At 63.9% G+C, this 13105-nt stretch carries 10 protein-coding genes; all 10 read left to right on the forward strand.

Going from position 1 to position 13105, the window contains the following annotated elements:
- The first annotated feature begins 179 nt into the window (after nucleotides 1–179).
- The 10 genes from CIK75_RS11515 (at nucleotide 180) to CIK75_RS11560 (ending at nucleotide 13099) form a co-directional block, all read left to right on the forward strand.
- On the forward strand, nucleotides 180–1391 hold the full coding sequence (locus CIK75_RS11515; RefSeq protein WP_241895417.1) for an aromatic acid exporter family protein: 1212 nt from the start codon (nucleotides 180–182) through the stop codon (nucleotides 1389–1391).
- Between the two features lie 455 nt (nucleotides 1392–1846).
- Nucleotides 1847–2539, forward strand: a complete 693-nt coding sequence (locus CIK75_RS11520) for a TetR/AcrR family transcriptional regulator C-terminal domain-containing protein (protein WP_241895418.1) — start codon at nucleotides 1847–1849, stop codon at nucleotides 2537–2539.
- Between the two features lie 370 nt (nucleotides 2540–2909).
- Nucleotides 2910–4076 carry a hypothetical protein gene (locus CIK75_RS11525; protein ID WP_241895419.1) on the forward strand — a complete coding sequence of 389 codons (1167 nt, stop codon included), beginning with the start codon at nucleotides 2910–2912 and terminating at the stop codon, nucleotides 4074–4076.
- A 135-nt stretch (nucleotides 4077–4211) separates the two neighbouring features.
- Nucleotides 4212–6755, forward strand: a complete 2544-nt coding sequence (locus CIK75_RS11530; protein WP_096224322.1) for a hypothetical protein — start codon at nucleotides 4212–4214, stop codon at nucleotides 6753–6755.
- Nucleotides 6756–7088: 333 nt separating this feature from the next.
- A complete protein-coding gene (locus CIK75_RS11535; protein WP_096224323.1) occupies nucleotides 7089–7778 on the forward strand; it encodes a fasciclin domain-containing protein in 690 nt (229 codons plus the stop codon).
- Nucleotides 7779–7907: 129 nt separating this feature from the next.
- Nucleotides 7908–8489: an ECF RNA polymerase sigma factor SigK gene (gene sigK / locus CIK75_RS11540; RefSeq protein WP_087000186.1), complete on the forward strand. Its 582-nt coding sequence runs from the start codon at nucleotides 7908–7910 to the stop codon at nucleotides 8487–8489.
- On the forward strand, nucleotides 8489–9346 hold the full coding sequence (locus tag CIK75_RS11545) for an anti-sigma factor (protein WP_096224324.1): 858 nt from the start codon (nucleotides 8489–8491) through the stop codon (nucleotides 9344–9346). The genes sigK and CIK75_RS11545 overlap by 1 nt, the downstream gene beginning before the upstream one ends.
- A 144-nt stretch (nucleotides 9347–9490) precedes the next feature.
- Nucleotides 9491–11125, forward strand: a complete 1635-nt coding sequence (locus CIK75_RS11550; protein WP_096224325.1) for a molybdopterin-dependent oxidoreductase — start codon at nucleotides 9491–9493, stop codon at nucleotides 11123–11125.
- Between the two features lie 84 nt (nucleotides 11126–11209).
- Nucleotides 11210–11473 (forward strand): Rho termination factor N-terminal domain-containing protein, encoded by a 264-nt coding sequence (locus CIK75_RS11555; RefSeq protein ID WP_096224326.1) that lies wholly within the window; start codon nucleotides 11210–11212, stop codon nucleotides 11471–11473.
- A 312-nt stretch (nucleotides 11474–11785) separates the two neighbouring features.
- Nucleotides 11786–13099 carry an extracellular solute-binding protein gene (locus CIK75_RS11560; RefSeq protein ID WP_096224327.1) on the forward strand — a complete coding sequence of 438 codons (1314 nt, stop codon included), beginning with the start codon at nucleotides 11786–11788 and terminating at the stop codon, nucleotides 13097–13099.
- Nucleotides 13100–13105: the final 6 nt, after the last annotated feature.

The raw sequence follows: 13105 nt of genomic DNA on the forward strand, positions 1-13105 counted from the left end.
TGTGTGAAGTGAAGCATTGGCCCGCGCGGCGGGTCAATGGTTGCGGGGCCCAGGTCATCGAAGACCAGGACGTTCCCTGCGGTGTCTTCCAGGATTCTGGTCAGTAGCGCCAACAGGTAGTGTCGGTGTTGCTTCGAGCGGCGCGGATCGCGTCGAGCGCCAGTCGAAAGGGGAAAATGATGTCCACAGCTGCGACGGGAAAGCCCGGCGCGCGCACGGGTGCCGACTGGACCGGGGGCGATGCTGCGTCCGCCGGTGTCATGCACCGGGCAGGCCACTGGCTCGAGCAGTTGGTGAAACGCCCCGACTTCGTCACCGACCTGCTCCAGATCCTCAAATCAGTGGTCGCCGCCACGGGAGCGTGGTGGTTCTCGGCGAGTGTGCTGGAGTCACCGTTGCCGTTTCTCTCGCCGTGGGTTGCCCTGTTGACCGTGCACGCCACGGTGTATCGCTCCTTGTCCCATGGCGTGCAGACGACCGTGGCCTCCGTCATCGGCGTCGGACTCTCGTTCGTGATCGGCAACTACCTCGGCGTCGAACCATGGACGTTTGCCGTGGCTCTCTTTGTCGGACTGGTTGGGGCACGCGTTTCGTGGATCCGGGACGAGGGAATGGTCATCGCCACCACCGCCGTTTTCATCCTGGGCAGCGGGTTCTCCAGTCAGGAACCCCTCTTGCTCGACCGGATCATCGAGGTCGGCCTCGGGGTTGCCGTGGGCGTGGTGGTCAATCTGTTGATCATCCCCCCGCTGCGCGATCAGCAGGCGGCGCGCTATGTGGACAGCATCAACCGGCGCATGGGGGAGGTGTTGGGCAACATGGCGGACGAGCTCTCCGCTGAGTGGGACACGGAGCGGGCCGACGCCTGGTATTCGGAGACCCAGTCGATGTCCGATGAGCTGAACTCTGCGTGGCAGTCCGTCCGCTTCGCCAGGGAAAGCCGCCGTGCCAACCCGCGGGGTGGATTGCGGGCACTGCGCCGCTCACGAGCGGCCAAAAACGGGAAGCCCGCGTCCAGCCAAGAGGTCAGCTACGAGCACATCCTCTCCAGGGTCGATGAAGGCATCTCGCATTTGCGGCATCTGGCCCGCACCCTGCGCGACGCCACGTACGCCTCCGGTGAATGGGACGAGCGGTTCCGGGAACAGTGGGTGATCCTCGTGCGCGATTGCGGCCGATCGATCTCCGACCCCGATGCCGACGTCGAACCACTGGCGGACCGGTTGACCTCGTTGGCGTCGACGATGTCCGAGGACCATGAACTTCCCCAGCGCAGGTGGCCACTCTACGGCGCGCTGATCACCAGCCTGCGACATATCGTGGTCATCGTCGACGACGTCGCCTCCGCCCGGGAAGCGCGTGATGCGAGTCGGAGCAACCCCGAGAAGTAGTTGCCGGGGTGCTAGATGGGTTTTGCGTCTGATCCTGGGATGACGTGTGGTTTGGCTGACTGACGGTAGTGACAGGGTGCGGTTTATCCTGTAAACTGAACGTTATGGGACTAGTACTTACATTGATCATTGTCGGAGTAATTCTGCTTGTACTGGGCGTCGCAGTGGAGGCTGCGAAATTCCTCTTGTGGATTGGAATCGCCATCCTCGTGATTGGTGCCGTGATGTGGGTTTTGCGCGGCATCAAAAACCGCGTCTAGGCGTTTCCCGAGGTCCCGCGGAGCGGTCGTTGACCGATCCGCGGGACGAGGCGGCTGCCGCGACACCCAGGCTCCTGGATGTCGCGATGGCCGTTTTTTTGTTTCTTCCGATCAGGTTCGACCTCCCGGCTGATTGGCAGGGGCAATATCCCACGTCGTAGACTTGCACGCGACGATTCATATTAGGGGGGTTTCGTGGCACCGGAGATGCCTTCAAGCGCTGCTGAGCGGGGCAGGGCGCCGCTCAGCCGCGAATTGATCCTCGAGACCGGAGCAAAATTCATTGAAAAACATGGCCTGCGGCACCTAACCATGCGCCGGCTCGGGCAGGAACTGCAGGTCGAAGCCATGGCCCTCTACCGCTACGTCCCGTCCCGCGAAGATCTGCTGGACGGCATCGTCGAGCAGGTTCTGATGGAACTCCAAGAAGACCCCGACGTCTTCGTGGATCCACGCCAAGGGTGGCAGGACTATCTGGTTCGTCTGGCCCACGGACTGAGGAAACTGGCCATTGCCTATCCGCAAGTCTTTCCCATCCTCGCCACCCGCCCGACGGGTGCCCCGTGGATTAGACCCCCGTTGCGCAGCTTGGCATGGATCGAGTCCTTCCTGGCTGCGCTGACCACCTCCGGATTTTCCGATCGGCGCGCGGCCGAGGCATATCAGTCCTTCAGTAGTTTTCTGCTGGGAAACCTACTGCTCCATGTTTCCCTCGAGGGTGAAGGGGTACACGCTGGCGCAGTGCCGCAGGAGAACCGGGGAGCCGATCTCGGCGGATACCCGAACCTTCACCGCATGCAGTCGCTCTTGGCGGAGAGTTGGAACGAGCAGGAGTTCGACATGGCTCTGGAGGACGTCCTCAACCGCATCGAGCTGCTCAAGTCCTGAGGTGGCTTCGGAATGGCAAATAGGGGCCAGCCCTGTTGCTCGCTGGTCTGGGCACAAATTTTTGAAGCTACGAGGAGCCCGGGATTCAGTCGGCATTCTTGATGTTTGCACCATAAGCTTGCCAAGTAAACACGCTTGTTATGCTGTCAAGATTTCAACGGATATGCCCACTGGAGGTAGCCCCGGAGACGAGCAGTTCCAGTGCGGTCATCCGTGAGCCAATGATCTTCCGATACGCGGTCCGAACAGCTACATTGACTTCCTAAAGCTGCAGATCAGCCTCCTCATTGTGCCCCCTCAGCGTTCCGGGCTGACGCCTCGTCAGCCCGTCGCGGTGATTCAAGAACATTCCCTAAGGAGTAGTGGTCCCATGGACACCAGCGAGCAGGACGTGGTCCCGATGGCGGACTCAACCCAAGAGGAGAAGCGCCCGGACCTTGAGCCGAATACCGTGACCGTTGGGCTCATGGCCGACCCCGGTCTCCCGTTGGTCCAGGCACAGAAATTGGCCAAGATTCTGCCTGACCTCCTTTCACGGCAGGTCGACGAACCGCACGAGTGGGTCGTCGTCGTGGAGGAATCTTCCTTGCCGCTGGACACCGATGGCACGGTCGCGCTGGTCGCCACATCGCCCATGCTGCGCCAAGAGCGCCGTTGGGATTACCTCGTCTATGTCACCGACTTGCCGAAATACCAGCTCGACGAACCACTGATGTCCACGCTCAACATCGCGCATGGTTCGGCCATGATCGTCCTGCCGACTCTCGGCATGGCCGGGTTCAGGCGACTCCGAAGCATCGTGGTTCGAGCCATCATCGCCCTCTACAACGAGTCCGGGAGCAGCGGAGCCCAGGCCCAACCACTGTCACCGATCCGCGATATCGTCACCGTGGATGACGGAACGGAAGGACCCGAATCGCTGGACACCGTCGAAACGGTGAAGGGGCCTGTGGGCAGGCTCGCCATGTTGGCGGGGATGGTCCGGAGCAACCGCCCCCTGAGGCTGGTGCCCAAACTTTCCTCATCGATGGCTGCGGCCATCGCGACGGGGGCCTTTGGCATCTTCTACACCAATATCTGGTCCATGGCCGATTACCTCAGTCCCTGGAGGCTGGCAGGCATCAGCTGCTTGTCGGTGACCATCATGTCGCTTTGGTTGATCGGATCCCACCGCTTATGGGAACGCCCGCAAGGTGCCCGCAGCCGTGAACGACACGTTGTCTACAATGCCGCCACGACAGGGACGGTGTTCATCGCTGTTGCCGCCATGTATATCGGTCTTTTTATCGTGATCTACATCGGTGGTCTGGTGGTAATCAACATCGACTACCTCGGCGCCCAGCTGGGGCACCAGGCCGTGGCCGCCGACTACCTCAACCTTGCGTGGCTTTCGGCGTCGATGGGGACGATTGCCGGCGCCGTGGGCTCCAGCCTGACGGACCCTGAAATCGTTCGACAGGCGACCTTCAGCAACAGGGAGTACGAGCGGCGGCAGATTACCGTCGAGCGCGAGACCGGCAGCGCCGCTGCGGAATGAGCCGGATGCGGGCACGGGCCGTCCCCGGAGGCTGCGGCACCCACCCCTGCCTCCCGGGCTGCTCGCGGCCTCGAAGGCGGAACCCGCTGGATCGTGATTCACTGGCCTCGTGGGCAGGAGGCGGAAGGGGCCACGATGGGAACCGACGGGGAACACCACGGAAGTACGTCCGAACTACTGGAACTGCGCATCCATGGGGTGTTGAACACGCCGTCCTACGAGATGCTCGAAACGACGCCGCAACGCGTCGAAACCATCCGCGGGGATCAACTTGCCGGATTTTCCACCTATCGCCAGCCGGCCCCCGACAACGCTCCGACCGACCGGCGCGTCGAGGCCTACGCCTGGGGACGCCTGTCCCGGTTCACCGGGATCCCCTCCCTGGGCAGAATCGGCGATGCCCTCGTCAAGCTCCTCTGGTTTGCGCTGGCCCCCTACGGGCTGGCGAACACCGCCTACTGGTCCCGGAGTCGGATTGGCACCGGTGAAGCCCCCGAGAAGAAGGACTCGACCGACGAAGAACATCGTTGGATCGCCAGGACCATCAGCACCGGACTGGGGGCCGGAACGATGCGGCTCTACGGTCTGCTGTTGAGCTTGCTCTTCGTGACCACCGCGGCCACGGTGGCCTTAGACATGATCGGCAGACAATGCTTCGCCACGGGCACCACAGCGATCGGGGCCGGGGTGGAGCTGAGCTGCCCGGGGGCGCGGATCGTGCTGGCACCCCTAGGCGAGCTGGGACCAGGAACCCGGGATGCCCTGCTGCTGGGCTTGCCGTTGCTGGCACTGGCAGCCGTCGTCGTCCTGCCGATGCTCGGGCGAACCCGCTATCTCACCGGTCCCTCACGTCCGGGACGGGTGCCGCCTCGTTCGGCATCGGCGCTCCGGCCCGATGCGCCGCTTTTGGCCCAACGCGATCTGTGGTTGGTCGGTTCGGGGATGGAGCGGTTGCGCCGCCTGCATACCGGGGCTGCGTTGGCCTGGCTGGCAGCGATCCTCGCGTTCGACCATGCCGACGGGTGGCAGTCGGCCAGTGGTGCGGCAGCCTGGGCGGGGACCGTCTGGCCGGTGGCGACCGGACTAGCGGTGCTATTGACGCTGGGCGGCTGCGTCTGGATCGTGAAACCCCAGGCCCAGATCGCCGGGGATGTGCCACGACGCCATGCCGCCTACCTGGTGCTCTGCACGAGCCTCCTGGTCGCTGTCCTCGCCGCCGGGATCGCTGATCCCGGGGCCGGACGCGGAACCCGCGCCGGAGCTTCGGCGGCCATGGTCGTCGTCCTCGCCCTGGCCGTTACGCTGGTGGCCCTGCTGGTGGGTGCCGAATGGGCGGCCCGCACAGGGAAGGCGGACGGTTCGGGGAGCGACCCCGGGGAGGGGCGAAAATACTTGGGGTGGAAGGGCCGTGGCCCGTTCATCCTCGGGTCACTGGCCGCCGGCTTCGCCCTCCTGCTGTCCTTCGCCGTCGTCCTGGGTGCGGGATGGGTGTTACGCGGCCCGAAACCGCCGTTGGTCTATGTCCTGCAAGGAGCAGGCTTTCTCCTGTTCCTGCTGGCCGCACTGTCCTGGCTGGCCCTGCGCCAGGCAGCCATTCACCGGAGGGGAAGGAAACTGCGGGCTGCCGAAATCGCGGCGATTCGTGAACACCTGGTCCGACAGGCAGGGACCTGGACGACCAGCCCGATGATCACCCACTCCGCCGAGGAGGTCCACCACGCGCGCCGTCAGGCAGCCCTGCTGCGCCGCATGGAGGTGTTCATCGGATGGATTGGTTGGGCAGTATTCATCGGCATCTGCGTCGGCCTGCTGGCGCTGATCCCTTCCTGGGGCCCTGACCGGACGACGACCGGGGGCCTGTGGCCGTTGCTCCGGGGGCTCGGCGACGCAGGACTGTGGGCCGGCATGATCGCGGTGGCGGCGCTGTATCTGTTGTCGCGGCGCTCTGACTCCCGCCCGCTCGGACTGTTGTGGGACCTCATGTGTTTCCTGCCCACCCAGGCCCATCCCTTTGGGCCCTCCTGCTACGCCGAGCGGGTGGTGCCCGAATTGGCCGACCGCATCGTCGACTGGTTTGCCGAGGAACGCCAGGCCACGACCGGGGAACATCCGCAGGAAGAAGCCCGGGGGACGATGCCCGGTGCCGCCGTGCCGGAAGAACGCGGCCTGGTGGTATCGGCGCATTCGATGGGGATTGTGCTGGCCGTCTGTGCCCTGTTCCAACTACCGGCCCGCGGTCTGGCCGAGGAAGACCAGGACCGGATCGGAATGTTGAGTTACGGATGCCAATTGCGACGCTACTTCGCCCGATTCTTCCCCGGTGTCTGCGGCCCCGGTGAGCTCTCGTTGGTCCCTGCAGGCCCGCCGTCACCTACCGCGCATAATCCCTGGCCTCCCACGCTGGCCGGGGAGATCGCCGAGGAAACGGATCCGGGCCCTGCCGTGATGCTGCAGGGGTCCTTGGGAACTCTGTTGGGGGAGCGGTGGCTGAACCTCTACCGGCCGACGGACCCGCTGGGGTTCCCTGCCCGCTATCTCGGGGGTGGGGGAAGAGAAGACATCGAAGCTGCTTCCTATCAGGAACAGGCCTACCAATTCCTGCCGGCCACCCATGGGGACTATCTGGAGTCCACCGCCTATGTGCGGGGCTTCTCGGAGGTGCGTCGGCGACTGCGCTGAGCACGAACGGCTCCCTGCCTGAGGGCCCAGTTAAAAGGCCCGGCACCGGAGCAACTTTGGGGGGAAAACAGCTCCGGTGCCGGTGGAAACGACTTTAGGCTACCGGCGGGTAGTCCGCCATGGGGAGAACTCCCCATGGGTCCCCCTAGGCACGGCCCGGCAGAAATGGTATGGGCCGGCCATCGGGGGTGGCGGAAAAGAAATTCAAAAACTTTTCACCTCGTTCCAATCCATATCCTGCCGGGCTCCGAATGACTTCATGACAGCCCACCCCCGTCACTGGGGAACGGGAAGCAAGCACGGCCGCTGGCCGTGACAGCAAGGAGACACGTCATGAAGACCATGAATCGCAAGTACGCAGCACTCTTCGGCCTGATGGCAGTGGGCTCGCTCGCCATGAGCGCCTGCTCCGGCGGCGGCAGCGACGCCGGCTCGGCGGAGTCCTCGGCACCGATGTCCGAATCCTCCTCCTCGGCACCGATGTCCGAATCCTCTTCCTCCGCCTCGGAGATGGACCCGGCAGCCAACCTGATCGGCCCCGGCTGCGCCGGCTACGCCGAGAAGGTTCCGGACGGCGAAGGATCCGTCGCCGGTATGGCAAAGGACCCGGTAGCCGTGGCAGCATCCAACAACCCGCTGCTCACCACGCTCACCAAGGCCGTCTCCGGCGAACTGAACCCGGACGTCGACCTGGTCGACACCCTCAATGGTGACGAGTTCACCGTCTTCGCCCCCGTCGATGACGCCTTCGCCGCGATCCCCGAGAAGGATCTGAACGCCGTCGTCAAGGACTCGGACATGCTCAGCAAGGTCCTGACCTACCATGTGGTCCCCGGCCAGATGACCCCCGATGAGATTGACGGCACCCACAAGACCGTCGAAGGTGATTCGGTCAAGGTCACCGGCAGCGGAGATGACATGAAGGTCAACGGAGCCTCCGTCATCTGCGGTGGTGTCCAGACCGCCAACGCCACCGTGTACCTCATCGATGAGGTCATGATGCCGGACGCCGCCAAGAAGTAGGGCCGCAGCTGGATCGCCACGGGCTCCGGCGGCAGCAGCCGTCGGAGCCGGTGGTGTACCCCGAAGAGGTACCCATGGGGGAAGGGAATTGGTATTCAGGCAGGTGGGAGTCATGCGAGACTGTCAGGTATGAGATTGCCATGGGCCCGGACAGCGGACGAACCCGCACCCCTGGACCATGAAGAACTCATCGGCAGGATCGCCCAGGGCGACGAAGAAGCCTTCGGGGCACTCTATGACGATCTCTCGGCCAGGGTCTTTGGTCTGATCCGTCGCATTCTGCGAGACGAGTCACAAAGCGAAGAGGTCCTGCAGGAGGTCTTCGTCGAGATCTGGCAGCACGCAGCTCGTTATGACGCCGACCGGGGACGCTGCACTTCGTGGATCATGGTGATGGCCCACCGCCGCGCCGTGGACCGGGTCCGTGCCAGCCAAAGCAGCAAGGATCGCGACCTCCGCGAGGGGGTCAAGGGATTCGAGGAAAGCTACGACAACGTCCAAGAAACCGTCGAGGCCCGTATGGAAAGCGAGCGAGTGCAAGAGGCCTTGAAATGCCTCTCGGTAGCGCAGCGCCAAGCCATCGAATTGGCTTACTTCGGAGGATATACCCACCAGGAAGTCGCCGGGATGCTCGAAGCCCCGGTGGGAACCGTGAAAACTCGGATCCGTGATGGAATGATCAAACTCAGAGACCAGTTGGGAGTAGCGTGATGGATCGGCAACTGCACCTACTCACTGGTGCCTATGCACTCAATGCCTTGGAAGCCGGCGAACGCGAATCCTTCGAGGACGCCGCCTTGGACTCCGAGGAAACCCTGCGCGAGGTTCGCTCGCTCAGCGAAACAGCCGCCCGGCTGGCCGAACACACGGCACCGGTGACTCCTCCACCACGAGTCAAGGCGGACATCATGGCCGCCATCCGGCAGACCCCACAACTGCCTGCCGTGAGTGATGACTCGGCGGCCACGACCGGTGAAGGTTCCGTGACCACCGAAACGGAGGCGCCGAGCGAGGCCACCCCGGTCACCCCCGACGTCTTGGACCTGGGGTCCGCCCGGGCACGACGACGGGCGGCCGGCACCGGTAGCCGCAACGGGACCAAATACCTGGCCGTAGCCGCAGCTGCCCTTCTGGTGACCTCCGGCGGGCTGACCGGTGTTGTCATCAACCAGAACCATCAGCAGGACCAGCTGCAGAACCAGATGAGCGCACTGGATCAAAGCAACGAGAAAATGTTGCGGATCTTCTCGTCCGACGACGTGAAATCGGCCAGCCAGTCGCTGGACGATGGCGCACAGGTCACGGTGACCTATTCCGCGTCGGCCGGGTTGGCCGCGCTGACCGCCGAAGGGTTGCCGAAGCTGCCGCAAGATCAAGGCTACGAACTCTGGCTCATTGGTGATGATGGGGCGGCTCCCATGGGCATGCTCGATTTCGCCAACGGGTCAACGGATACCGCCCTGATGGAAGGGGGCCTGTCCTCGGCGACCCACGTGGGGATCACCGTGGAGCCGGCCGGCGGATCGCCGCAGCCCACGACCGAACCCATCGTCCTGCAGAAACTTTAAGTTCCAGCTGCCTCCTTCCAATCCAGATCGGCCAGGGCTCCGAATCTTCTGTGATCCATGGGTCCGAAAGGCAGTCCCTGGCATCTGAAGCAGGCTGGTCGCCCCCGCAAGGGGCTGCTGGCCGCAAGGCAGGATGGAAGGCGCATGATGGAAACGCAGGAAATGCCCGGTCGAAGTACCGCGGCTCGAGGCAGAATCCGCACCCTACTGCGGCGGTGGCCCCACGCTCTTGCCGGACTGGTGTCCGCCGGGCTGCTCTTTGGGGTGGCCGAGCTCATCTCCGCCTTCTTTTCCACTTCTTCCTCGCCCTTGGTGGCCCTCGGCGGGGCGTTCATCGACATCACCCCGCCGTGGCTGAAGGACTTCGCCATCGCCACCTTTGGCACCAACGACAAACTGGCGCTCTTCATCTCCATGGGCATTGTGGCCACCCTCGTCGCTGCCGCAATCGGTCTGCTGGCCCGCAGCAGGTTCGGTCTGGCCCAAGGGGCGATCCTGGTGCTGGCGGTCGGTATGGCCGCCGCCGTCCTCAGTCGTCCCGCCACCGGCATCCTGGATATCGTACCGACCGTCGTGGGCGCCGTGGCTGGCATTGCCGCCCTGCTGTACGTCAGCCGCCTTGCGGCCTCCTCCGCCCAGGTCGGCTCCCGGACATCGCCCGGAGAGGCCGAAGAACACGACGGCGATCAGGCACGGAAACCGGCCTCCTCCTCCCGACGTAGATTCCTGACCGTCTCCATCGTGACGGCAGTCGGAGCAGGGGTGATGCTTGCCGGTGGACGTGCCCTCTCGGGGGTCCGCAACGCGGCCGCGACCACCCGTGAAGCGCTACGTCTGCCCCGTCCGGCCAACCAAGCCACTCCACTACCCGAGGGTGTCGGCGCCGAGGTCAAGGGCATGCCTTCCTTCGTAACGCCGAACGATTCCTTCTACCGGATCGACACCGCGTTGGCGGTTCCCCGCATCGACCCGGCCAGCTGGACCCTGCGGGTTCACGGGATGGTCGAGGAAGAATTCAGCATCGGCTTCGACGAGCTGCTGGGCATGGAGCTCGACGAAACGTGGCTGACCCTGACCTGCGTTTCCAACCCCGTCGGTGGTGATCTGGTCGGCAACGCAAAGTGGTTGGGCTACCCGTTGCGCAAGCTCCTGGAGCGGGCCCGCCCGCAGCAGGGTGCCGATATGGTCCTGTCCACCAGTATCGACGGATTCAGTGCCTCCACTCCGCTGGAGGTACTCACCGATGATCGTCAGGCCTTGCTGGCCGTGGGAATGAATGATGAACCGCTGCCGCTCGAACACGGTTACCCGGTGCGCATGGTCGTCCCCGGGCTCTACGGATATGTTTCGGCCACCAAATGGGTGGTTGACCTGGAAGTCACCCGGTTCGCCGATAAGGCAGCCTATTGGACGACCCGCGGCTGGGACGATCACGGCCCCATCAAACTTGCCTCGCGAGTAGATGTGCCCCGGCCGTTCTCGACGGTCAGCGCCGGCACCGTCATGCTCGGTGGGACCGCCTGGGCCCAAACACGAGGCATCAAGGGTGTGGAAATCAAGATCGACGATGGTGAGTGGCAGAAGGTCGACATGGCCACCGAAGCCTCCGTCGATACCTGGCGCCAATGGTCCTATGAGTGGAAAGGCGCCAAGGAAGGCACCCACTCGGCCACCGTGCGGGCCATCGACGCCGACGGTACGGTCCAAACCGAAAAACGTGCCGACCCGGTCCCCAACGGAGCCAGCGGTTGGCAGCGGGTCCAGTTCACCGTGGGGTGATCGCGAGGATATCTTCGCCATTGACCGACACCGGTGAATCCGTAGTCTGGAGGAGACGGACCAGCTAAAGGAGGAGGAACCGCCATGGCAGAGAACACCTCACCCATCAAGGACGAGGAAATGTATGAGGCCTTGCGCGATGAGGGCAACTCGAAACAAAAATCAGCGCGTATCGCCAATGCGGCGGCACGAGACAGCCGATCCGAGGTGGGGGAGCGGGGCGGTGAAGCGGGTAGCTATGAGGACTGGACCGTCCAGCAGCTCACCCAACGCGCCCGCGAGATTGGCCTGACCGGCTACACGGAGCTGAAAAAGGGCGAACTCATTAAGGCGTTGCGCAATTCCTGAGCCCACGGAAGATCTCCCGAAGCATCCGCTCCCACGGTTGGTTGATGTGCCGCGCCGCCACGGCGAAACCATCAGAACCCTTGAGGCCCTCCCGCCGGACGAGGCGGGCCACGAGACCTCCGAAGGGCAGGACCTCCCTGAGTCGGAAGCCACAGCCGGCGACGACGACTGAACAGTGCCGCCGACCCATCCCCGAGACACGAACCCTCGGAGTGTGGCGCAAATCACGCCGAAGGCATAAGGTCGGGTGAACGACCCGGTCAGACCGGATTTGTTCGGGTCTTTCGGACGTTGACGGGGAGGCTCGTACTGATGCCAGAACATTCGAAACACGGCCGCCTCCGGCGCCGTGCCCGCTGGGTCGCGGTCTCCGCCGTTGCCTCGGCCATGCTGTTATCCGGTTGCGGCGCCCCGGATTCGACGCCGGTGCTGACCTGGTACATCAACCCCGATGACGGTGGCCAAGCGGCGATCGCCAAAACCTGTACCGCTGCCGCCGGCGGCAAATACCGGATTGAAACCTCACTGCTTCCCTCCGATGCCGCGACCCAGCGTGAACAACTCGCCCGGCGTTTGGCGGCGGGGGACACCTCGCTGGACATCATGAGCCTGGACCCGCCGTTCATCCCCGAACTCGCCGAACCGGGTTTCCTGGCGCCGGTCCCACAAAAAACTGCGGACAAGACAACGAAAAACACCCTCGACGGTGCCTTGGCCGGCGCGAAGTGGAAGGACGAACTGGTCACCGTTCCCTTCTGGGCCAACACCCAAATCCTCTGGTACCGCAAATCCGTGGCGAAGGCCGCCGGGCTGGATATGACGAAGCCGGTGACGTGGGACCAACTGATCAAAGCCACCCAAGAGGAGGAAAAGTACCTCGGTGTCCAGGGTGCCCTGGCGGAGTCGATGACCGTCTGGGTCAATGCCCTGGTTGAATCCAGTGGCGGGCATATTGTGCAAAACCCCGAGGCCGCAGCCGATGATGTGAAACTCGGATTGGAGACGGAGGCCGGGAAGAAGGCCGCCGAGATCGTCTCGACGATCGGCAAGAAAGGGCTGGGATCCCCTGGCCTTCCCACCCAGGCCGAGAACGAGTCGATGTTGCTCTTCCAGGGCAAAAAGGGCTCCTTCATGGTCAACTGGCCCTTCGTCTGGCCGGCCACCAACGCCAGCGTCAAGGCAGGCAGCCTGGAGAAGTCACTTGTGAAGGACATCGGGTGGGCGCAATACCCCAGGACCCAATCCGACCAGGAATCCCGTCCACCACTGGGCGGCATCAACCTCGGCGTCGGGGCGGCCAGCACCCATCCCGACCTCGCCTATGAGGCCATCGAGTGCATTGTGAAGCCCGAGAACCAGGTCGAATACTTCGTGACCAACGGCAACCCGCCCTCGGATTCGACGGCCTATGACGATCCGTCGATCAAGAAGGCATTCCCCATGGCGCCGACCATCAGGGAATCGTTGAAGCATTCGGCTCCGCGGCCGCAGACCCCGTATTACAACGAGGTCTCCACCGGCATCCAGCAGAACTGGGCGCCACCGTCAGGGGTCGATCCGGCCACGACGCCGAAGAAGACCACCGACTTCATCATCGCTGTCCTGCGAGGGGAGAGGCTGCTATGAGGCGCA

Source organism: Glutamicibacter sp. BW78 (genome assembly GCF_002332245.1).
In the GTDB taxonomy this organism is placed as follows: Bacteria; Actinomycetota; Actinomycetes; order Actinomycetales; family Micrococcaceae; genus Arthrobacter_H; species Arthrobacter_H rhombi_A.

Excerpts from the sequence above, each read along its gene's own strand:
- CIK75_RS11515 (WP_241895417.1), top strand. The coding sequence starts at position 180 with ATGTCCACAGCTGCGACGGGAAAGCCCGGCGCGCGCACGGGTGCCGAC.
- CIK75_RS11525 (WP_241895419.1), top strand. The coding sequence starts at position 2,910 with ATGGACACCAGCGAGCAGGACGTGGTCCCGATGGCGGACTCAACCCAA.
- CIK75_RS11530 (WP_096224322.1), top strand. The coding sequence starts at position 4,212 with ATGGGAACCGACGGGGAACACCACGGAAGTACGTCCGAACTACTGGAA.
- CIK75_RS11535 (WP_096224323.1), top strand. The coding sequence starts at position 7,089 with ATGAAGACCATGAATCGCAAGTACGCAGCACTCTTCGGCCTGATGGCA.
- sigK (WP_087000186.1), top strand. The coding sequence starts at position 7,908 with ATGAGATTGCCATGGGCCCGGACAGCGGACGAACCCGCACCCCTGGAC.
- CIK75_RS11545 (WP_096224324.1), top strand. The coding sequence starts at position 8,489 with ATGGATCGGCAACTGCACCTACTCACTGGTGCCTATGCACTCAATGCC.
- CIK75_RS11550 (WP_096224325.1), top strand. The coding sequence starts at position 9,491 with ATGATGGAAACGCAGGAAATGCCCGGTCGAAGTACCGCGGCTCGAGGC.
- CIK75_RS11555 (WP_096224326.1), top strand. The coding sequence starts at position 11,210 with ATGGCAGAGAACACCTCACCCATCAAGGACGAGGAAATGTATGAGGCC.
- CIK75_RS11560 (WP_096224327.1), top strand. The coding sequence starts at position 11,786 with ATGCCAGAACATTCGAAACACGGCCGCCTCCGGCGCCGTGCCCGCTGG.